The following is an 18918-nucleotide window of genomic DNA, read 5'->3' as shown; positions in this document are numbered from 1 at the left end:
GGAGGCCGGGTATATAAACATCGTGGCTGACCCAATCCTCAACTTTAAGTTTACTGGCCGGGTTCAAAGCCCGGTTGGCTACCATGGCGAAGATGGCACGTTCAACCGGCGCCTGGAACTTACGTTTGGCCAGCAACTCAGCTAAAACCCGGTTGATACCCAGCCGGTTCCAGAGCTCGTTTAATACCCAGGCGCCACCCATAGGCCGGCTGGAGATAAAAGTTAGGGGAGCGCTGCCGTTTAACTCTCCCTGGGTGCGTAAAGCCTCTTCCGGTCCCAAAAAACGCGTAATACTTTTTACTAAACGGACCAGGGCTTCCCGGTCTACCTCCTCTTCGCGGCCGAAGTTATACAGCACTTTGGCTTTCGGGTAGCCGGCTTCAGGGTCCCAGACGTTGTGGGCCAGCTGGATATAACGGACAATAGAACCGTCCTTGTTTTTGCGGGAAATAGTTCTTATGTACATGTCTATATTATAGTGCAAGTACTATGTTGCCATCATGCCTTAATTCCGATATGGTGTGCCTAGGCAGTTTTTGATTTTTCCTCTTCCCCGAAACCGGAAACCCTTATTTATAAGGACTCCTTATTAATAACAGTCATTTTTGCTTAGCGACTGTCGAACTTGGGTAAAACGGTCACGCCGGTAGAAGATAGCACGATACCTTTCCTGCACGCGCAATAATTAACTGAGCAATATAAAGAAACGATCCGCCGCCGGGGATTATATTGACGTCCGGCAGGCGGTACTCTACTACGTCTACCGGCAGATCTTCCAGGTTCATCTCCTGGCGGCTGTGTTTTTTACGGCGCTGGTAGGTGATGGTCTCTAAATCCGGCTCGTTTTCTTCCGGCCGGGCTTCCGCTTCCACTTCATTAAAAAACAAGAGCTGCTCTTCTAAAGCCCTGGTCCGTTCGCTGGAAGAAGCGAATTGCCTTTTCTTGCTTAAACGGAACTGCTCCATAAGCCAGTTTAACTTAGCGGTCAGTTCGGCATTCTCCCGTTCCAGCTGAAGGCAGCGGCTTTGCAGCTCTTCAATAGTCATGGCAGCGATAGATTGCGAAGTGTTCATACTTAAATGATTCGACGAATTGCGTCGATTTCCTCTAGAATCAACCACAAACAGAAAATATTTCTTTCTGGCGTTTAATATTACAAGATGGTACGCGCTTTTACCTCGGGATGGGCTTGGGGCTGTTTTAAGGGTAGGCCGTCAAGCAGCCAGCGCAGCTCCCGGCAGCTTATGGTGATGGTGGAAGAAGTGGTATTTTGAGGCCAGGGAAATTTGCCCTTCTCCAACCGGCGGTAATAAAGCCAGAAACCGTTATGCTCCCAATGGAGGATCTTTAGTTTATCGTGCTTGCGGTTACAGAAAACGAAAAGGCAAGAAGAGAAGGGGTCCAGCTCGAACCCTTCCTTGACCAGCACCGCCAGGCCGTCAATTGACTTGTGCAAATCCGTTGCGCCGCAGACGAGATAAACCCGGTCAACAATAAATTCGTTTAGCATAACTCTACCAGCACCCGGACTACCTGTGTGAGCAAGACGGGATTAAAACCGGGTTTTACCTCGATGCTGGCCGATCCTACATTGATCAGTAAAGTATGACCCTGTTTTATGAAACTCGCTTACTTCTACCGGCAGCCACCGGTTTGATTTTCCCGGGGTAACTCCGTTCCGGTTTTTATACTTCCGCAGCCAGTACCATAATTGCTTGGGGCTAACGTCTTCATGAGAGGCGCACCATTCTTTAACGCTTTGCCCGCTGGCCTGGTATTCGGCTATCCGGGTTTTCCATAGTGCTTGCCGTTCGGCTTTGGTCATAAGAAAAAAACCTCCTCAGTGTGTTTTCTGAGAAGGATTATCCCCTAAACCTGGGTATGATGCCAAGGTGGGTTGTATTAGACGCTTACTGAAAGTCCACTGCAGGCTAGACAGCACCAGTCTGCTAGCCGAAGGCAAAGGTGCCCTTCGCGAGGTGGGGTCTGAAGATAACCCCATTAATCCCTAACTGCTCTTTTCCAACTTGATACCCCTTTTACCGATATAGCGACCAGTGATTCCTAATCGGGGAAGTGCTTTTCCACCAAGGCCAGGTGTTCTTCCAGCAAGCCTTGGCTGTGACCGGTGATCCGCATCATGGCTGAAGCCGGTACGTGGTAGTAGCACAATAGCAGCACCCGATCAAACAACCGCAGGTAGTTGTCCACAGCCTCGGGGGTGTGGTAGATCCGCCTGGCAATCTCCTGGGTGGTTAGTCCCTCCAGGGCCATCTCCACCACCAGGGCCTTATGGGTCAGGGTGCGACCCATATCCAGCACTGTACCGGCCGTGGGCAGGAGGACACCGAAGTGCTCGTGGTAGGTCTCCAGAAGCTGGCGAATGAGCTCGGGGAGATGCCCAGGAGCCACTCCAGGTCCAGTGTAGTTAAGACACCATCCTACCGCTAGGCCTCGGCGGTGAGCCGTTCGATCTGCCGTATTTTAAGCCTCTTCAGGTCGGCGGTGGGGTTGAAGGGCCAGTGTTGTTCCTCCGGCGTTAGTAAGGTGAGTACTACCGGCTAAAAGAGCCTGGGGTCGGTACGCCTGGATTTCCTGGTCCCGTGGGCCAGCCACACCAGTTGGCCGGGGTCCAGTTCCTCCACCGTGGGGCAGCACCAGGTATAGAGCTTGGCTGCCAGGGCCAGGGTAACCATCCCTTCGGCCTGGGCGGGCCTGGCACCCCACTGGTCCACGAGGGTAGCGAGGGCCGGTTTCAGGGCTTCCGGCGGGATTTCTCCCCCAACGTGCTGGCGGCCTCCTGGCTTTAGCGTTTCAGCATCCTTGGGTCTTGCGGGCAGTACCTCCGCACTTTTACTACCGCGCTTCAGGGAAAGTTCGGCCTGGTTGACGAGATGCCAGAGATCTTCCACACTGGCGCCGGGGTTTAGCTCCTTTAGCTTGGAGAACTGGAGCGTTTCCAGTTCCCGGCGCACGGCCCGGGGAGAGCGCTCCTCTTTTAGTTGCGGCAATACCTCCTGGGCAAGGAGGGGGATTACGATTTTCCGGCCCCCCTGTTCCAGGAGGAGTTCCCCTGGTTTCAGGCGCCGGGTTCCCTGATTCTTTTCCCAGGCTTCTATGGCCTGGTTGATGGCCATACAGGCCGCTTCGGCCAGTTTTGAGGCCGGGGCCAATTCAAAGCTTTCTTTTAGTCTAGGATATCTCACACCTTAAGTTTTACCTGTGCCGCTTTCTGGCCAATCTTTCTGCCATCAAACTGGGTCTGCGCCAGCTCTTGCCCCGGGTCCAAATGCCGGAGGAAATGCTAAAAAGGAAGAAGTCCAAAAGGTACTTCGCCTCATTGCCAATGGATTTACCCACATCCTGTCCTTCAGTACCAGTTTTTACTAGGCTTTGGGGTACTCTTTTATAGCTCCTTGGGTACAATATTTTCGCTTAACCGGAGCTCTTTTGGTACCTCAAGAGGTGAAAAATGGCAGCAACAAAGCTTTTGTCTGGTGACCGGCTATCAGGATTGGTATCATAAACCTTAAGAGCACCTGCAGGTTATAAGCGCTTATAGCCTCGTGATATGGAAGGACCTTGTCAATCACACCGAAAATTTTTTCGAAAACTATTTTGGAGACAGAAATATCCCTCACTGCTCAAGGCAGCAATTCAAAGTTAGATGTCTACAGGTTTTAACATCTTTCATAAATAACTTTATCAGGTGTAAAAATATTATAGAGAGCAAGCAGGAATTTTAAAAGAAATAGCGAACTAAATTTATAAATATCAAAAGTAGTGCTTTGGTGAACGAAGGGGCTGAGGTGCATTTGTGAAAGACGGCAGAAATTATATTAGCGCAACTGCCTGCGAGATTTTGACCCGTAAGAAAAGGGTTATAGTAGACAAGTGGTTTGAGAAAATCCTGGAAACCTATCCTGCCGATACAGCCCGGTTCCTGCGGGAAAAAGAGGACCCCTTCGGTAATCCGGTCGGGACAACAATCTATCGGGGATTAGAAGGCCTATACGAGGAACTATGTACCGGGATGGATATTGCAAAGGTTAAGGCTTGCCTCGACGGCATTATCAGGATCAGGGCCGTGCAGGACTTTACTCCTTCCCAGGCTGTTGCCTTTATATTTCACATAAAGGATGTCCTCAAGGGAGAACTGGCAGGTGAAATCCAGGAAAAAGGCCTATCTCTGGAAGACTTAGAAGACAGGCTGGAAGAACTGGCCCTCCTGACCTTTGATATTTATATGCAATGCCGGGAGCAACTCTGGGAAATAAAAGTTAAAGAGATTAAAAACAGGACCTCAAGGTTGTTGCAAAGGGCCAATCTGAATGTAAATATTCCGTAATTGAGAAGGTGGGAAAATGGCTTCGCTACCGAAACCGGATGAGCTACTGGCTGTAAATCACAAGCCGCCGCGAACGGGATGGATGGATATCCCGGTAAAATTCAGGCGCGGCACCTACCTTTACGGCGCCAAACCGAAAAATTTGGAAGCCGTTGGCCTCCCCAATCCCCGGGAATGGTCCCCGGAGGAAGAAGACTGGAAACTGCCGGAAAACTGGCAGGAAATAATCCTGGAAGGCCTGAGGGAACGGCTGGGGCGCTTCCGAACCTTACAAATCTTTATGGATGCCTGTGTGCGTTGCGGCGCCTGTGCGGACAAGTGCCATTTCTTTATCGGTACCGGGGATCCCAAGAACATGCCGGTCTTGAGGGCCGAATTGCTCCGCGCGGTTTACCGCAAGGATTTTACCACTGCAGGCCGGCTCCTGGGGAAACTCTTTGGGGCACGGGAATTGACCGTAGACGTCCTGAAGGAATGGTACTACTATTTCTTCCAGTGTACCGAGTGCCGCCGCTGCTCGGTTTTTTGCCCCTTCGGCATTGACACGGCGGAAATTACCATGATCGCCAGGGAACTCCTCAACCTGGTTGGTTGCAATATTGACTGGATCGCCGCGCCGGTGGCCAACTGTTACCGGACGGGAAACCATGTCGGCATTGAGCCCCACGCTTTTAAAGACATGGTAGAGTTCTGCGTCGATGAAATTGAAAATATCACCGGTATCAGGGTGGAGCCGACTTTCAACCGCAAGGGTGCCGAAATCCTCTTCATTGCACCTTCCGGTGACGTTTTCGCCGATCCCGGTACCTATACCCTGATGGGTTATCTGATGCTTTTCCATGAGATAGGCCTTGACTACACCTTCAGTACTTACGCATCCGAGGGCGGGAACTTCGGATTGTTTACTTCCCATGAAATGATGAAAAGGCTCAACGCCAAGATGTATGCCGAAGCAAAACGGCTGGGTGTAAAGTGGATCCTGGGCGGCGAATGCGGCCATATGTGGCGGGTCATCAACCAGTACATGGATACCATGAACGGCCCGGCAGATTTCCTAGAAGAACCTGTTTCCCCTATAACAGGAACAAAATTTGCAAACGCCAGGTCCACCAAGATGGTTCATATTGTGGAATTTACGGCCGACCTGATCAGGAACAACAAGATTAAGCTGGATCCCACCCGCAATGACCATTTAAGAGTAACCTTCCATGATTCCTGTAATCCGGCCCGCTCAATGGGGCTCTTCGAAGAGCCGCGCTACATCATCAAAAATGTCTGCCGTAATTTTTATGAGATGCCGGAGAATACCATCCGTGGACAAACCTTCTGCTGCGGCAGCGGGGCTGGACTTAATTCCGATGAATACATGGAAATGAGGATGCGGGGCGGTTTCCCCCGGGCCAACGCCGTAAAGTACGTGCAGGAAAAATACGGCGTCAATATGCTGGCCTGTATCTGTGCCGTTGACCGGGCCGTCTTTCCGGCCCTCATGAACTACTGGGTACCCGGTGTGGATGTCGCCGGCGTCCACGAGCTGGTCGGCAATGCCCTGGTAATGACCGGGGAAACTTCCAGGGAAACAACCCTGCGGGGAGAGCCTTTGCCTGTAAAGGGAAAGGAGGAGAACGGCGGTGAATGATTTCCGGTACATTATTACCGGCCTGGTATTATTTATTGTGCTGGTAACCTTTCCCCTCTGGACCAGGGCCGGAAAAGCTGCCCCGGCACCGGTTCCCAGCCTGGAGACCCAGGCCATCCAGCAGTTGGAAGAGAAACAGTGTGTGGAAGGAACGGAATACATGCGGGCCAACCACATGAGCCTGCTGGAAGAATGGCGTAACCAGGTTGTACGCGAGGGCAAAAGGACTTATGTGGCCGGCAATGGCAAGGAGTATGAAATGAGCCTGCAGAAAACTTGCCTGCAATGCCATAGCAATAAGTCCCAGTTTTGCGACCAGTGCCATAATTACCTGGGTGTGCAGCCTGACTGCTGGACCTGCCACATTGAGCCAAAGGAGAGTTAAAGGATGACGACGAGCAGGAGGAGTTTCATAAAAGCAGGAGGCGCCTGTCTTCTGGGGCTTACCCTCTGGCCAGCAGTTAAAAGCTTTGCCGGCAACAACGCCGGCAATATCGAGAACCCGGGTGCTCCGGCCGGTAAGAGGTGGGGCCTGGTCATCGATATGCAGAAATGCTGGCCTAAATACCAGGAAGGTTGCCGGGATTGTTTTCTAGCCTGCCGGAAGGCTCATAACATACCTGATATCGCCGATAAAGAAGAAGAAATCAAATGGTTATGGACGGAGCCCTTTGAAAACGCCTTTCCCGAACAGGAACATGAATACATTGCCGCCGGGATCAAAGGTAAACCTTTTATCGTCCTCTGCAATCACTGTAATAACCCACCCTGTGTCAGGGTCTGCCCCACAAAGGCAACTTTTAAACGCCGGGACGGCATTGTAATGATGGACTACCATCGTTGTATAGGCTGCCGCTATTGCATGGCCGCCTGCCCTTACGGTGCCAGGAGCTTTAACTTCAGTGACCCGCGGCCTTATATTAAAGAAATAGACCCGGCATATCCTACCCGGGAAAAGGGTGTCGTTGAAAAATGTAATTTTTGCGCTGAAAGGGTTGACCTCGGTTTGGTACCGGTGTGTGTAGAAGCATGCCGGGCGGGAGCATTGATTTTTGGCGACCTAGAAGAACCCAATTCTGTGGTAAGAAAGATACTATCCGGCCGTTATACCATCCTGCGTAAACCTGAACTTGGGACCCACCCCAGTGTTTTTTACCTTGTCTAGAACGTCTTCTTTAAGGGGTACTTCTTAAACAGGTTTTTTTATGACGGCCCTGGCCGTCGCCGGTAGACTGGAGAAAAATGAGGTGGAGGAAGGGTAATTATGATTGTAAAGGCTTTAACCGGAAGCAAAAGATACTGGGGCTGGGTAACTATTTTACTCTTCCTGATTGCGATTGGGTTTACCTGCTACCTGTGGCAGTTGAATAAAGGGCTGTCCATTACCGGCATGAGCAGGGATGTTTCCTGGGGGTTGTATATCAGCCAGTTTACCTTCCTGGTGGGGGTAGCCGCCTCGGCGGTGATGGTGGTCCTGCCGTATTACCTGCATAATGTCAAAGCCTTTGGCAGGATTACCATTCTCGGAGAATTCCTGGCCGTTGCCGCCCTCATCATGTGTCTCCTCTTTGTACTGGTCGATGTAGGTAAACCAATGCGCATTCTTAATATGATCTTTTATCCCACTCCCAGCTCCATGTTCTTCTGGGATATGATTGCTTTGAGCGGCTATCTCCTTTTAAATATTATTGCCGGCTGGCATGCCCTGGAAGCGGAATATAAGGCTGTTCCCCCCCCGGCATGGACAAAGATATTGGTCTATATCTCCATTCCCTGGGCCGTAAGCATTCACACGGTTACAGCTTTTCTATACGCCGGCCTGCCGGGAAGGCATTACTGGCTGACGGCTATTATGGCGGCCCGCTTTCTGGCTTCGGCCTTTGCTTCCGGCCCTGCCCTGCTGATCCTGCTGTGCTATATCATTAAAAGGGTAAGTAAATTTGATCCCGGCCGGGAAGCCCTCCAGAAGCTGGCGGCAATAGTCACCTACGCTACCATTGTCAGCGCCTTTTTTATCGGGCTGGAATTTTTCACTGCTTTTTACAGCCAGGCACCCGCTCATGGTATGTATACCCTTAAATATCTTTTTGCCGGCCTGGACGGTCACGGCAGGCTTGTTATCTGGATGTGGGCTTTTGCCATCCTGGTGGTTCTGGCCCTGGTACTATTAATAAACCCGAAAACGCGCACCAGGGACAGATACCTCCAGGTAGCCTGTACAGCAGTTTTTATTTCCATGTGGATTGAAAAGGGAATCGGCCTGGTAATCGGCGGCTTTGTCCCCAACCCCTTTGAAAGGGTTACCGAGTACGCGCCTACGTTGCCGGAAACGTTAATTACCATTGGGGTTTGGGCAATCGGGGCCCTGGTGCTTACTTTCCTGTATAAAATAGCCGTCAGCATCAAAGAAGAGATAGTCTAGCGGAAATGAGGGGTAAAGCAATGGGAATGGCATTTTCCTTCTTTAGTGTCATCGGCCTCATGCTGGTAGCTTATCTCGGCGCGGGATTGGCGGGGTGGCATTACCTCTTCGGGGTTATCATACCATACGTAGCCTTTGCCATTTTCTTAGCAGGCCTGGCTTACCGCGTCGTAAAGTGGGCGCGGGCCCCGGTTCCTTTCCGGATCCCCACCACCGCCGGGCAGCAAAAATCCTTGCCCTGGATTAAGGCAAGCCCCTTAGAAAATCCTTCTACCACAGCAGGAGCTGTCGGCCGGGTGGCGCTGGAAGTGTTGTTCTTTCGCTCCCTGTTGCGAAATACCCGGATGGAATTACACCGGGGTCCCCGGCTGGCCTATCACTGGGAAAAATGGCTCTGGCTGGGAGGGTTGCTGTTTCACTGGTCTCTCCTGGTGATCCTTCTCCGTCACCTGCGCTTTTTTACTGACCCGGTACCGGCCTTTGTATCCTGGCTGGAAGGCCTGGATGGTTTCTTCCGCTTCGGCCTGCAGGCTCTCTATTTAACCGACATATTGATCGTAGGCGCAGTGACTTATCTCTTCCTCCGGCGGGTGGTTATCCCCCAGGTACGATATATTTCACTCCCTGCCGATTATTTTCCGCTGTTCCTTATCCTGGGAATAGCCGCAACAGGTATCCTCATGCGCTATTTCTTCCGCGTCGATATCACGGCCGTTAAAGAATTGGCTATGGGACTGGCGACGTTCAGGCCCTTTGTCCCGGAAGGGATCGGTGTTCTTTTTTACATCCACTTATTCTTCGTATGCGTTTTGGTGTCCTACTTCCCGTACAGCAAACTGGTGCATATGGCGGGAATTTTCCTAAGCCCGACACGCAACCTGCCCAATGACAGCCGTGCCAGGAGACATATCAACCCCTGGAATTATCCGGTTAAAGTGCATAGCTATGAAGAGTACGAGGAAGAATTCAGGGACAAGATGAAAATGGCCGGCCTGCCGGTAGAGAAGGAATAGAAAGAGTGATTGTAAGGCAAGACCTTGCTTTTCCCGCGCATTTTATGCCGGTCACCATCTACAGGCAAATTATTCCCCTCGGCATTACAGTTTTGCCGGCCGGAGAGCTGTTAAGAGTGATTTTCCCGAAAACAACACTGTAATAAACAAAGCCCTGGCAGAAGCAACTCGATTATTTAAAGCCGGCTCCTTTCCCGGGAGCCGGCTTTATCTATCGCCCCAGCAGGCGGCGAATTTGCGGGAGATTGCGCCTGGCTTCCTCCGCTCCGGCGGCTACCAGGGTGCCGAACTCGCCGAAATCCCAGAAGCTGACGGGCTTTTTTATTGGTTTAAGGACCAGGTCGGCATAAAGCTTTAAAGCCAGGGTAGTATTGCGCCGGCTGATGATATCCAGGCTCTGGACGAGCACTTCACCTGCATGGCGAAAAGCCCGGTTCGTGACAACACGGCAGTCCAGGTCGACGGCAATAACGACGTCGGCTCCAAGGTAAGAGGCAATATCGGCCGGAACGTTGTCCGTCAGGCCGCCGTCTACAAGGAGACGGGAGCCGATTTTATAGGGAGCAAAGAGGGCCGGTATAGAAATACTGGCCCGTACGGCCTGCCAGGCGGGCACGTCGCCGCCCATAGCCATGTCAGGGGGCAAGGGTTTAACCGGACGGGCGGATGTATAGATGACCGTTTCACCGCTCATTAAATCACAGGCAACTGCGGCCGTAAGGGGACTGAGTTCTGACAGGTGGCGGCTGCCCAGGGCTTTTTTCAACATACCTTCAATTGTACCCCCCTGGATTAACCCCAGGGGTAAACCGGTTAATCGATAGTTTTCCAGCCTGAAGATGTTAGCAAAAGGAAGGCTTTCCATGGTGCTAACGACGGGCAGTAGTCCTGCTCCATACAGGGCGGCGGCAATGGAACCGGCGCTGGTCCCGACGACGATATCGGGTTTAATATTGTTTTCCTCAAGGACGATTAAAACTCCAAGGTGGGCCGCTCCTTTTAAACCTCCACCTCCCAGGGCGAGGCCAAAACGCATAACAAAAAACCTCCTCGCAAAAGCTTGCAAAGTATTGTATGCTCTAAAGCCGGATTGAGTACCGGGTTAAAAGATTTAATTGTCAAAGCAGGATTTCAATATGGCATGGCGAATATTTATTATAGCAAACCATTGTTTCATTATATGAACCGGAGGCGGGTTATATGCAGAAGTTAAAGGTTATGCAGAGGATTATTGACTGTGGCATTGTCGCGGTAGTCCGGGCCGAGAACGCGGAACAGGCGCTGAAAATTGCCGCAGCCGTGAAAGGGGGCGGGGTGGAGGCCATAGAAATCACCCTTACCGTTCCGGGGGCACTGGATGTTATCCGGGAACTGGCGGCAGCATATCGCCGGGGAGAGATTCTCATTGGCGCCGGAACGGTCCTAGATGCCACCACGGCTCGAATGGCTATCCTGGCCGGGGCGGAATTTCTTGTCAGCCCCTGCCTGGATGTCGAGATGGTGAAGACCTGCAATCGCTACCAGAAGGTTTGCATGGCAGGCGCCATGTCCATTCGTGAAATAGTAGAAGTTATGGAAACGGGCAGTGACTTTGTCAAGCTTTTTCCCGGCAGCGCCTTCGGCCCGGATATGGTGAAAGCCATCAAGGGGCCCTTGCCCCAGGCGCCGATTATACCTACCGGGGGTGTAAACCTGGAGAACGTGGGCCAGTGGATCAAGGCAGGTTGTGAGGCCGTGGGAGTCGGAGGTGAACTGACCAAAGGAGCTAAAACCGGTGACTACCAGCTGGTTGAGGAAACGGCCCGCCAGTTTGTAGCCGCCATCAGGGCTGCCAGGGGGCAATAATTTTTAGTAGGTGAAGGCATTAAATGGTGGGAAGGAGTTTTAAACATTGGCTAAAGTAGTTACCTTCGGCGAGATCATGCTGCGCCTGTCTACACCAGGTTACCAGCGTTTCGTGCAGGCTGATTCCTTTGATGTCACTTACGGCGGTGGGGAGGCCAACGTCGCCTGTTCCCTGGCCAACTACGGCGTGGAGGTCGCTTTTGTAACCAAAGTCCCGGCCAATCCCCTGGGCCAGGCGGCCATCAACCACCTGCGCCGTTACGGGGTGGATACAACCCGTATCCTCCGGGGCGGCGAGCGCCTGGGGATCTATTTCCTGGAAACAGGGGCGTCCCAGCGGCCCTCAAAGGTGGTTTATGACCGCAAGTATGCCAGCATCGCCGGGGTACAACCGGGTGAATTTGATTGGGCCGCGATTTTTGCCGGTGCTACCTGGTTCCACTTTACCGGTATTACTCCCGCCCTGGGCGAGAATGTGGCCGCAGTTACCCTGGAAGCCGCCCGGATGGCGAAAGAAATGGGCCTCACCGTTAGCTGCGACCTCAATTACCGCAAGAACCTCTGGACCCCGGCTCAGGCCCGGGCGACCATGATGGAATTAATGACGTATGTAGACATAGCAATCGGTAATGAAGAAGATGCTGAAAAGGTTTTCGACATTAAAGCGGCTGCTTCCGATGTTACCAAGGGGGAAATCAGCGAAGAAGGTTACCGCCAGGTAGCCCGGGAGCTGTTGACCCGCTTTAACCTGCAAAAAGTAGCCATTACCCTGCGTGAGAGTTTCTCCGCTTTTGACAATGGCTGGTCGGCCCTTCTCTTTGACGGCCGGGAGTTTTACCGCTCGCGTCGCTACCAGATCCACATTGTGGACCGGGTCGGCGGCGGTGACGCCTTTGCCGGTGGTTTAATCTACGCCCTGACAGAAGGGTTTAACCCGGCCGAAGCCCTGGAATTTGCCGTAGCCGCCTCCTGCCTGAAGCATACCATTCCCGGCGACTTTAACCATGTCACCAAGGATGAAGTTATGACCCTCATGCGCGGCGACGCTTCCGGCAGGGTACAGCGGTGAACCAGTAAGCCCTGGGATAGAGCTCAGGGCTTATTAATTTCTTTATATCGAGCTTTTTAGGGTGCTTACTTAATGGTAGAGCGTAAGCTGTACGTGGACATGAGTTCCTCTTTAATAAGGCCCCCTCTGATCTGAGGGGCTTTATTAATTTCCCGGTATTAAATTTTTTATTTCACCTTAGCAGGAATTTAACAATCCATGGCGAATATATTCTACAAACGATTGCACAAAGGATTGTACAAAGGTTTGCAGCAGAGGATGCTAAACACATGGTCAACATTAAAGAAGTAGCTGAACGGGCCGGAGTTTCTCCCAGTACCGTCTCCCGGGCCTTAAGCGGCCGGGTAGTAGTCAGCCCGGAAACGAAGGAGAAGGTCCTCCAGGCCGTACGCGAACTCAACTACCAGCCCAACGTCCTGGCCAAGGGGTTGAAGGAAGGGCGGACAAAAACTATCGGCCTCATTATCCCCAACGTCCGCAACCTGGTTTTCCCGGCGGCCATCAAGGGGATAACCGACGTGGCCAAAAAGCATGGTTATACCGTCATCCTCTGTAATACCGACGAAGATATAGAAACGGAAAAGGCCCATGTAGAAAACCTGCGCAAGAGACTGGTGGACGGCCTGATCTTTTCCACGGCCACGGCGGCCAGCACCCATATTTTAGAACTCAAAGAGCAGGGTTTTCCGGTAGTCCTCATGATCCGCCACCTGGAAAACAAAGTGGATGCTGTAATTGTGGATAATTTTAAGGGGGGGTATGAGGCCACAAAATTTCTCATCGAACGTGGTTATCGGCATATTGCTTTTATAAATGGCACTTTAGGATTGGATCTATACCGCCAGCGCTTCGCGGGCTACAAGGCCGCCCTAGCCGAAGCTGGAATTGCCTATAATGAAGACATCGTTATCCACGGTACCCATGACTGGGAAGACGGCTACCGGGCCATCCTTACCATCTTGGAACGAGACCAGCAACCGGATGCCGTCTTTGCCGCCAGCGATCCTAAGGCCCTGGGGGTTATCAAAGCTATAAAAGAGAAAGGCCTACGTGTACCGGAAGATATCGCCGTGATGGGCTACGACAACCTGGACATGTCGGAACTTATGGATCCGCCCCTGACCACCATGGCCCAACCCTTCTATGAAGTAGGCCAGCGAGCAGCGGAGAGGCTGATCAAGCTAATTGATTGTAAACGTAAACCAAGGCCTTTAATTGAAAAATTACCCGCACAACTTTTAGTAAGAGTTTCGGTTAGCTACGGCTCTGCTTGGGCAGAGAGGGAAAAAGGAAAAGGTAATAATAAATAAGCCGGAATGCTGCTCTTAAAAAGTGTTGGGGTTATAAGTTTGTATTTATTGTGCTAGATAAGATAGAACCTAAAAGAATAACTAGTCTTAATAGAGAGGGAACAAAATTGAAATCAAGAGCTTATGTTCTAGAAGCTTTTAATAGACCGTTGATAGCCAGGGAAATCGATATTCCCAAGTTAGAACAGGGACAGATACTTGTTAAAATTAAGGCTGCCGGGATATGTGGTTCTGATTTACATATAGTGTCCGGAGAAGATCCCAGGATTAAATTACCCTTGATTCCTGGCCACGAAGGGGTAGGTTTGGTAACTGACATTAAAGGAAAGAAACTTACAGTGGAAGGCGAAGAAATAAAAGTCGGCGATCTAATTTTATGGAATCGTGGTATCGCCTGCGGCCATTGTTATTATTGTGCTGTCTTGAAAGAGCCTTCCCTCTGCCCTAACCGAATAGTCCAGGGGATCAATATTACCTGTACAAGTCCCCCTTTCTTAAATGGTTGTTACAGCGAGTATATAATTTTACAACCCAATACAGATGTCTTTAAAATTGCAACAAATATTGATCCAGCAATCTTAGTATCAGCATCATGTTCTGGGGCTACAGCAGCCCATGCTTTTGATTTAATAAAACCTGAACCTGGGGACAATGTTATGATTATTGGTCCTGGCCCCCTGGGTCTTTTTGCAGTTGCCTTTTGCCGAAATTTTGGGGCCGGCTCAATAATTTTAAGTGGAGGTTCAGAAATAAGGTTAGCTATAGGTAAACAAATGGGGGCTACTTTAACATTAAATAGAAATGAAATATCCACCAATGAACGGCTGCAGATAATTAAAGATTTAACCTTTGGACGGGGAGTAGATCTTGTAATAGAGGCTGCGGGAAATTCGGCAGCTTTACAAGAAGCGATTACTATGGTGCGCCCCGGGGGTACTGTATTAAGTGTGGGTTTCGGTCAGCCGGGTGGTACCTTTGCCTTTGATGGTTATGAACATTTGGTCCAGAGAAATGTATGTCTTCAGGGTGTGTGGGTAAGTGACACCCGTCACGTATATCAAGCGATGAAATTAATCTACAAAAACTCGGATTTGTTTACCCGCATGATCACCCACCGTTATCAGCTTGAACAAGTAAATGATGCATTAAAAATAATGGCTGGTAAAGAAGCTGTTAAAGCTGTACTTATTAATTAGGCTACGAGGGATGCAATAAATAGTAGGCTCTCGTAAAACCCTCGAAAAACCAGGTAAAACCAGGTAATAAACCAATTGAAGGGAAGTGATGGCAAAAAAATACAAGGTATGTTGGACGAGCGAATTAACGATGTCGCAGTAGCAACAATTATAAGCCATAATTAGGTAATAGAGAAAAAAAGGGGGAACAAAAAAGAGAACAGCAAAGCTAACCCCTAAAATAAGCATATTTCAGGGATTTGCTGGAAAAAGCCGTTGCTTAAGTGCGTGAAATCTTAGGCCGCCAGGGGCTGGCCCAGCACCTTAGCCCAGATGTCCCGGCCTTGAGATGAGGCCTCGGCAATCCAGGCATCCAGGTGCTGGTTTATAGCCACCAGGTGGCTGCGCCAGAACCAGGCCTCCTTGCTCCTAACGCGGCAACGTTCCAGCTCATAATCAACCTTGGCGCGCTTAAAAGAACGTTCGGCGGCGGAACAGTTGGCGTAGACTTTCTTCCAGGCTAAAGAATGACGCGGCGTTTGCGTAAAGAGGCGCCGGTCATCATGGGGCTTAGTTTAAACGGTACGGCCATAAGGCGAAGGCGAGCAAGGGCGGGATCAATTAATCTCCCGTTTAACCCGCTTGCTATCAGCAGCCAGAGGACAACGCAACTTAAGCCGCGAACGCTTTTTATCAAAGCCATTGTAGACCATAAGGGATGGCCGGGTCCAGATTAAGGAGCAAGACCCTGGCCAGGCAGGCAGAAAAAGACAACAACCTTTTCGACTCTGCAAGAACCAGGGAAGCAGAGTGGCAGCGACAAGTAAGGAGCATCAACAAAACACCACCTCAAATAGGGTATTGGGGAAGTACCATCCCAATTTTGAGACATTTTGAAAAAGTCGAGGGCCAAATTTAACCGTGATGAATAAAATTTGAAGCAATACAAGTTGCACACGTACTAACTCAAACGACTATTTCCACACCTATTTCTCTTTATACCTCATAGGGGCTGGGGAGAAAAAATAAAAGCCCTTCCTGAAGGGCTTGAGTACAAACGTTTGGGAGTTTTCGAGAACATACTAAAATAAGCAGGGGGGATGAAGGAATTAACAAATGAACAGGCAAGGTTACATGAAACCCAGGAATAAAAGACAGGAGGTTTATAAGAATGAAGAAAAAATCTCTGGCTATCTTTTTGGGCTTCACTTTGTTGTTGAACTTAATAATTGTGGGTTGCGGTAATCAAAAAAACCAGGGAAATAATCCGGGAAGTAGTCCTCAGCAAGGCACAAAGCCAAAATTTCTGGTAGTTGGAACTGCTTCCTCAGGAGGGGCTTATTATCCTATTGGTATAGGCTTGGCAGATATTATCACCAACACTTTGGGAATACAAACAACGGCCCAAGTCACGGGTGGGGCTGTGGAAAACAATGAATTAATAAAGAAAAAAGATGTTGATCTTGCCATTACGATGTCGGTGCTGGCTAGTAGGGCTTATAAAGGAGAAGAACCTTATAAAGGAAAAAATGAAGAGATACGTACGTTATTTACAGGGCTGTCAAAAGGGATTTTTCATGTCGTTGTAAATGATAAATCGGATATTAGGTCTATAAAAGACCTTAAAGGCAAAAAGGTTGTCCTTGGTCCTGCTGGAGGGGGCGGTATTTATGTTACACTTGATGTATTATCAGCGTATGGTATATCTTTAAGCGAAATACAGCCTCTCTACATCCCTTATGATGAAGGTACAAGTGCCTTAACAGACGGAAATGTCGACGCAGTTGTTGTCCAATCGGCAGCCCCGGCCTCTGCTATTACACAACTAACTGCAGCTAAGAAGCCCGTTAGGATTTTATCAATTGAAGATGATATATTGAAAATAATATTCCAGAAATACCCTTATTATAAGAAGATAGACTTACCTAAGGAAATATATAATACGGACCAACCAATAACCACCATTTATGATGATACTACTGTCGTAATAAATAAAGATCTGGATGAACAAATGGTGTATAACATCACTAAAGCGATATTTGAAAACCTGGATAAGGTTAAACAGTCCCACCCCTCTGCCAAGAATCTGCAGCTGGAGAATGCAGCCAAAGGAGTGCCGGTTCCGTTACACCCTGGCGCCGAAAAATATTATAAAGAAAAAGGGGTTTTATAAATGCTGAAAGGATCGGCGGGAATAACAGATAAAATTATAAGTGCCTTGTTAGTTATGACCTCGCTTATATACCTCTACACCGCTGGCTTTGGGTCATTTTCATCAATAAACCAGAGGGCCATTTTATTGGCCCTCTTAATACCTGTTATTTTCTTAAGGAGTAAATCCCTGCATCTTAAATCAACCTTGACGATGATCATCAGTATTATGGCTGCGGTACTAATTGTATTATCAAATATCTATTTGATGATTGTTTGGCAAGATAAAATTTTAATATCAGGCGCAACTTCTAATCTGGAAATAGTTATTGGTACCATTGTCATCATTTTATTGTTAGAAGCTACCAGAAGGGCGACCGGGATGTTCCTAACTTTAACTGCGATTTTCTTTATAATTTATGCCATATTTGGCCCTTATTTTCCTGGTTTTCTAGTTCATAAGGGATTAGCATGGGATCGGTTGGTGAGTTTTCTTTTTATGACTACAGAGGGTATTTACGGGATTCCCCTAGGGATTGCTTCTACTTTTATAATTGTATTTGTTATATTTGGGGCTTTTCTGGAGGCTTTTGGTGGTGGCGAATGGTTTGTTGATGTTTCCTATGCTATCGCCGGGAGATTTAGAGGCGGCCCCGCAAAAACATCTATATTAGCCAGCGCTTTAATGGGGATGATTTCAGGTTCTCCGGCTGCCAATGTATCAACGGTAGGAACTTTTACTATACCTTTAATGAAGAAAGTAGGATATAAACCCTATATTGCTGGGGCCATTGAATCGGTAGCTTCAACAGGTGGTATGTTTACTCCACCAGTTATGGGGGCAGCAGCATTTATTATGGCCGAATACTTAAATGTCAGCTACTTAAAAATTTGTATAGCAGCTATTATGCCAGCATTTCTTTATTATTTTGCTTTAATGCTTGTCGTAGATGCCCAGGCAGTCAAAAATGGCCTTAAAGGGCTACCAGCTTGTGAACTGCCCAAAATAAAGGACGTTATGAGTACGAGGGGATATTTAGGTATTCCTATAGTTTTTATGATTACAGTGATAATTCTTGGATGGAGCCCTATGAAAGCGGCATTTTATTCTACCGTGTTGTCATTATTTGTAGCCTTTTTGGGCAAAGCTACACGGCCAGATATACATAAAGTACTAAAAGCCTTGGAAAATGGTGCTAAAGGATCCGTCGAAATAGTTGCCACCTGTGCGGTAGCAGGAATAATCGTAGGTATTATTTCGGTAACAGGGCTAGGGGCCAAGCTTTCATATACACTAATTCAATATTCCCATGGAAATATGTATCTCGCTGCATTTTTAGCGGCAATAGTATCGCTTATTTTAGGATGTGCCATGCCACCAACTGCCGTTTATATTATCGTGGTTTCTATACTTGTACCACCTTTAACTAAACTAGGTATTACTCCTATTGCTGCCCATATGTTTTTATTCCTTTTTTCTTGTGTTGGGGCAATAACACCTCCAGTTGCAATTGCTGCATATACAGGAGCAGCTATAGCCCAAGCAGATCCATCTAAAACAGGATTTACTGCTTTTAGGTATGGATTAGTAGCGTACATTATTCCCTTTATGTTTATTTCCAATCCCACCCTAATTCTACAGGGAAATATGGATAAAATTACCGTGGCCGTGTTGTTTGCTATAATTGGTGTCATTTGCCTTGCGGCAGCAATTGAAGGTCAAATATTTATTCCATGGAATAAAGTATCGAGGGTTTGTTTGGGTATCGCCGCTTTATTAACCCTTTACCCAGAAGTTTTTAGTAGCCTGGTCGGGCTAGGTTTAATTATGTTGGCATTAATAATAAACAAAGTAAATATACCGCAAAGAAGCTTATTAAAAGGCATTGAGAAATAATAAAAGCCATGGCGGCCCAGGTGCTTTGTTTTTTATCATGTAGAGTATG

Annotated in this window: 18 protein-coding genes and 1 pseudogene; 12 read left to right on the top strand and 7 right to left on the bottom strand. The window is 48.9% G+C overall.

The window, feature by feature from the left end:
• The 6 genes and pseudogenes from NWF31_RS04400 to NWF31_RS04375 all read right to left on the bottom strand — a co-directional run.
• Window positions 1-484 (bottom strand): annotated as a pseudogene (locus NWF31_RS04400) (IS1634 family transposase); the annotation flags it as partial.
• A gap of 154 nt (window positions 485-638) precedes the next feature.
• On the bottom strand, window positions 639-1073 hold the full coding sequence (locus NWF31_RS04395; RefSeq protein WP_258359293.1) for a transposase: 435 nt from the start codon (window positions 1071-1073) through the stop codon (window positions 639-641).
• 80 nt (window positions 1074-1153) lie between these two features.
• Window positions 1154-1510 (bottom strand): IS66 family insertion sequence element accessory protein TnpB, encoded by a 357-nt coding sequence (tnpB, locus tag NWF31_RS04390; RefSeq protein ID WP_258359292.1) that lies wholly within the window; start codon window positions 1508-1510, stop codon window positions 1154-1156.
• A 42-nt stretch (window positions 1511-1552) separates the two neighbouring features.
• Complete coding sequence (gene tnpA / locus NWF31_RS04385) at window positions 1553-1825, bottom strand: IS66 family insertion sequence element accessory protein TnpA (protein WP_258359291.1); 273 nt, start codon at window positions 1823-1825, stop codon at window positions 1553-1555.
• 239 nt (window positions 1826-2064) lie between these two features.
• A complete protein-coding gene (locus tag NWF31_RS04380) occupies window positions 2065-2412 on the bottom strand; it encodes a DUF1670 domain-containing protein (RefSeq protein ID WP_258359290.1) in 348 nt (115 codons plus the stop codon).
• A 149-nt stretch (window positions 2413-2561) separates the two neighbouring features.
• Window positions 2562-3173, bottom strand: coding sequence for a hypothetical protein (locus NWF31_RS04375; RefSeq protein ID WP_258359289.1), 612 nt, complete (start codon window positions 3171-3173; stop codon window positions 2562-2564).
• A 644-nt stretch (window positions 3174-3817) separates the two neighbouring features.
• On the opposite strand from NWF31_RS04375, the gene NWF31_RS04370 reads away from it, so the two are divergent.
• The 6 genes from NWF31_RS04370 to dsrM all read left to right on the top strand — a co-directional run bounded on the left by NWF31_RS04370 (window position 3818) and on the right by dsrM (window position 9422).
• On the top strand, window positions 3818-4348 hold the full coding sequence (locus NWF31_RS04370; RefSeq protein WP_258359288.1) for an RsbRD N-terminal domain-containing protein: 531 nt from the start codon (window positions 3818-3820) through the stop codon (window positions 4346-4348).
• 16 nt (window positions 4349-4364) lie between these two features.
• Entirely contained in the window at window positions 4365-5987 is a 1623-nt protein-coding gene (gene dsrK / locus NWF31_RS04365) for a sulfate reduction electron transfer complex DsrMKJOP subunit DsrK (RefSeq protein WP_258359287.1), read from the top strand.
• The gene (gene dsrJ, locus NWF31_RS04360; RefSeq protein WP_258359286.1) at window positions 5980-6372 is read left to right on the top strand and encodes a sulfate reduction electron transfer complex DsrMKJOP subunit DsrJ; all 393 of its coding nucleotides are present in this window, start codon (window positions 5980-5982) and stop codon (window positions 6370-6372) included. The genes dsrK and dsrJ overlap by 8 nt, the downstream gene beginning before the upstream one ends.
• Window positions 6373-6375: 3 nt before the next feature.
• Complete coding sequence (dsrO, locus tag NWF31_RS14540) at window positions 6376-7152, top strand: sulfate reduction electron transfer complex DsrMKJOP subunit DsrO (protein ID WP_277998783.1); 777 nt, start codon at window positions 6376-6378, stop codon at window positions 7150-7152.
• A gap of 99 nt (window positions 7153-7251) precedes the next feature.
• Window positions 7252-8409, top strand: coding sequence for a sulfate reduction electron transfer complex DsrMKJOP subunit DsrP (gene dsrP, locus NWF31_RS04350; protein WP_258359285.1), 1158 nt, complete (start codon window positions 7252-7254; stop codon window positions 8407-8409).
• Window positions 8410-8429: 20 nt separating this feature from the next.
• On the top strand, window positions 8430-9422 hold the full coding sequence (dsrM, locus tag NWF31_RS04345; RefSeq protein WP_258359284.1) for a sulfate reduction electron transfer complex DsrMKJOP subunit DsrM: 993 nt from the start codon (window positions 8430-8432) through the stop codon (window positions 9420-9422).
• A gap of 211 nt (window positions 9423-9633) precedes the next feature.
• Here dsrM and NWF31_RS04340 read toward each other — a convergent pair whose 3' ends face one another.
• Complete coding sequence (locus NWF31_RS04340; protein WP_258359283.1) at window positions 9634-10458, bottom strand: patatin-like phospholipase family protein; 825 nt, start codon at window positions 10456-10458, stop codon at window positions 9634-9636.
• A 164-nt stretch (window positions 10459-10622) separates the two neighbouring features.
• Between NWF31_RS04340 and NWF31_RS04335 the strand changes: the two genes are divergently transcribed.
• The 6 genes from NWF31_RS04335 to NWF31_RS04310 all read left to right on the top strand — a co-directional run bounded on the left by NWF31_RS04335 (window position 10623) and on the right by NWF31_RS04310 (window position 18869).
• Window positions 10623-11267, top strand: a complete 645-nt coding sequence (locus NWF31_RS04335; protein ID WP_258359282.1) for a bifunctional 2-keto-4-hydroxyglutarate aldolase/2-keto-3-deoxy-6-phosphogluconate aldolase — start codon at window positions 10623-10625, stop codon at window positions 11265-11267.
• A gap of 46 nt (window positions 11268-11313) precedes the next feature.
• Window positions 11314-12336: a sugar kinase gene (locus NWF31_RS04330; RefSeq protein WP_258359281.1), complete on the top strand. Its 1023-nt coding sequence runs from the start codon at window positions 11314-11316 to the stop codon at window positions 12334-12336.
• Between the two features lie 269 nt (window positions 12337-12605).
• On the top strand, window positions 12606-13646 hold the full coding sequence (locus NWF31_RS04325) for a LacI family DNA-binding transcriptional regulator (RefSeq protein ID WP_258359280.1): 1041 nt from the start codon (window positions 12606-12608) through the stop codon (window positions 13644-13646).
• A 107-nt stretch (window positions 13647-13753) separates the two neighbouring features.
• Complete coding sequence (locus NWF31_RS04320; RefSeq protein WP_258359279.1) at window positions 13754-14842, top strand: zinc-binding dehydrogenase; 1089 nt, start codon at window positions 13754-13756, stop codon at window positions 14840-14842.
• Window positions 14843-15992: 1150 nt separating this feature from the next.
• On the top strand, window positions 15993-16994 hold the full coding sequence (locus NWF31_RS04315) for a TAXI family TRAP transporter solute-binding subunit (RefSeq protein ID WP_258359278.1): 1002 nt from the start codon (window positions 15993-15995) through the stop codon (window positions 16992-16994).
• Window positions 16995-18869 carry a TRAP transporter permease gene (locus tag NWF31_RS04310; RefSeq protein ID WP_258359277.1) on the top strand — a complete coding sequence of 625 codons (1875 nt, stop codon included), beginning with the start codon at window positions 16995-16997 and terminating at the stop codon, window positions 18867-18869.
• Window positions 18870-18918: the final 49 nt, after the last annotated feature.

The sequence above is a fragment of the Neomoorella sulfitireducens genome, from assembly GCF_024733845.1.
In the GTDB taxonomy this organism is placed as follows: Bacteria; Bacillota; DSM-521; order Neomoorellales; family Neomoorellaceae; genus Neomoorella; species Neomoorella sulfitireducens.
Note: the sequence above shows the minus strand (reverse complement) of the source record. Positions and strands in the feature narration are given on the sequence as shown.

Coding starts and splice junctions, on each gene's coding strand:
- dsrO (WP_277998783.1), top strand. CDS start 6,376: ATGACGACGAGCAGGAGGAGTTTCATAAAAGCAGGAGGCGCCTGTCTT.
- NWF31_RS04395 (WP_258359293.1), bottom strand. CDS start 1,073: ATGAACACTTCGCAATCTATCGCTGCCATGACTATTGAAGAGCTGCAA.
- NWF31_RS04310 (WP_258359277.1), top strand. CDS start 16,995: ATGCTGAAAGGATCGGCGGGAATAACAGATAAAATTATAAGTGCCTTG.
- NWF31_RS04315 (WP_258359278.1), top strand. CDS start 15,993: ATGAAGAAAAAATCTCTGGCTATCTTTTTGGGCTTCACTTTGTTGTTG.
- tnpB (WP_258359292.1), bottom strand. CDS start 1,510: ATGCTAAACGAATTTATTGTTGACCGGGTTTATCTCGTCTGCGGCGCA.
- dsrM (WP_258359284.1), top strand. CDS start 8,430: ATGGGAATGGCATTTTCCTTCTTTAGTGTCATCGGCCTCATGCTGGTA.
- NWF31_RS04335 (WP_258359282.1), top strand. CDS start 10,623: ATGCAGAAGTTAAAGGTTATGCAGAGGATTATTGACTGTGGCATTGTC.
- dsrK (WP_258359287.1), top strand. CDS start 4,365: ATGGCTTCGCTACCGAAACCGGATGAGCTACTGGCTGTAAATCACAAG.
- NWF31_RS04340 (WP_258359283.1), bottom strand. CDS start 10,458: ATGCGTTTTGGCCTCGCCCTGGGAGGTGGAGGTTTAAAAGGAGCGGCC.
- tnpA (WP_258359291.1), bottom strand. CDS start 1,825: ATGACCAAAGCCGAACGGCAAGCACTATGGAAAACCCGGATAGCCGAA.
- dsrP (WP_258359285.1), top strand. CDS start 7,252: ATGATTGTAAAGGCTTTAACCGGAAGCAAAAGATACTGGGGCTGGGTA.
- NWF31_RS04325 (WP_258359280.1), top strand. CDS start 12,606: ATGGTCAACATTAAAGAAGTAGCTGAACGGGCCGGAGTTTCTCCCAGT.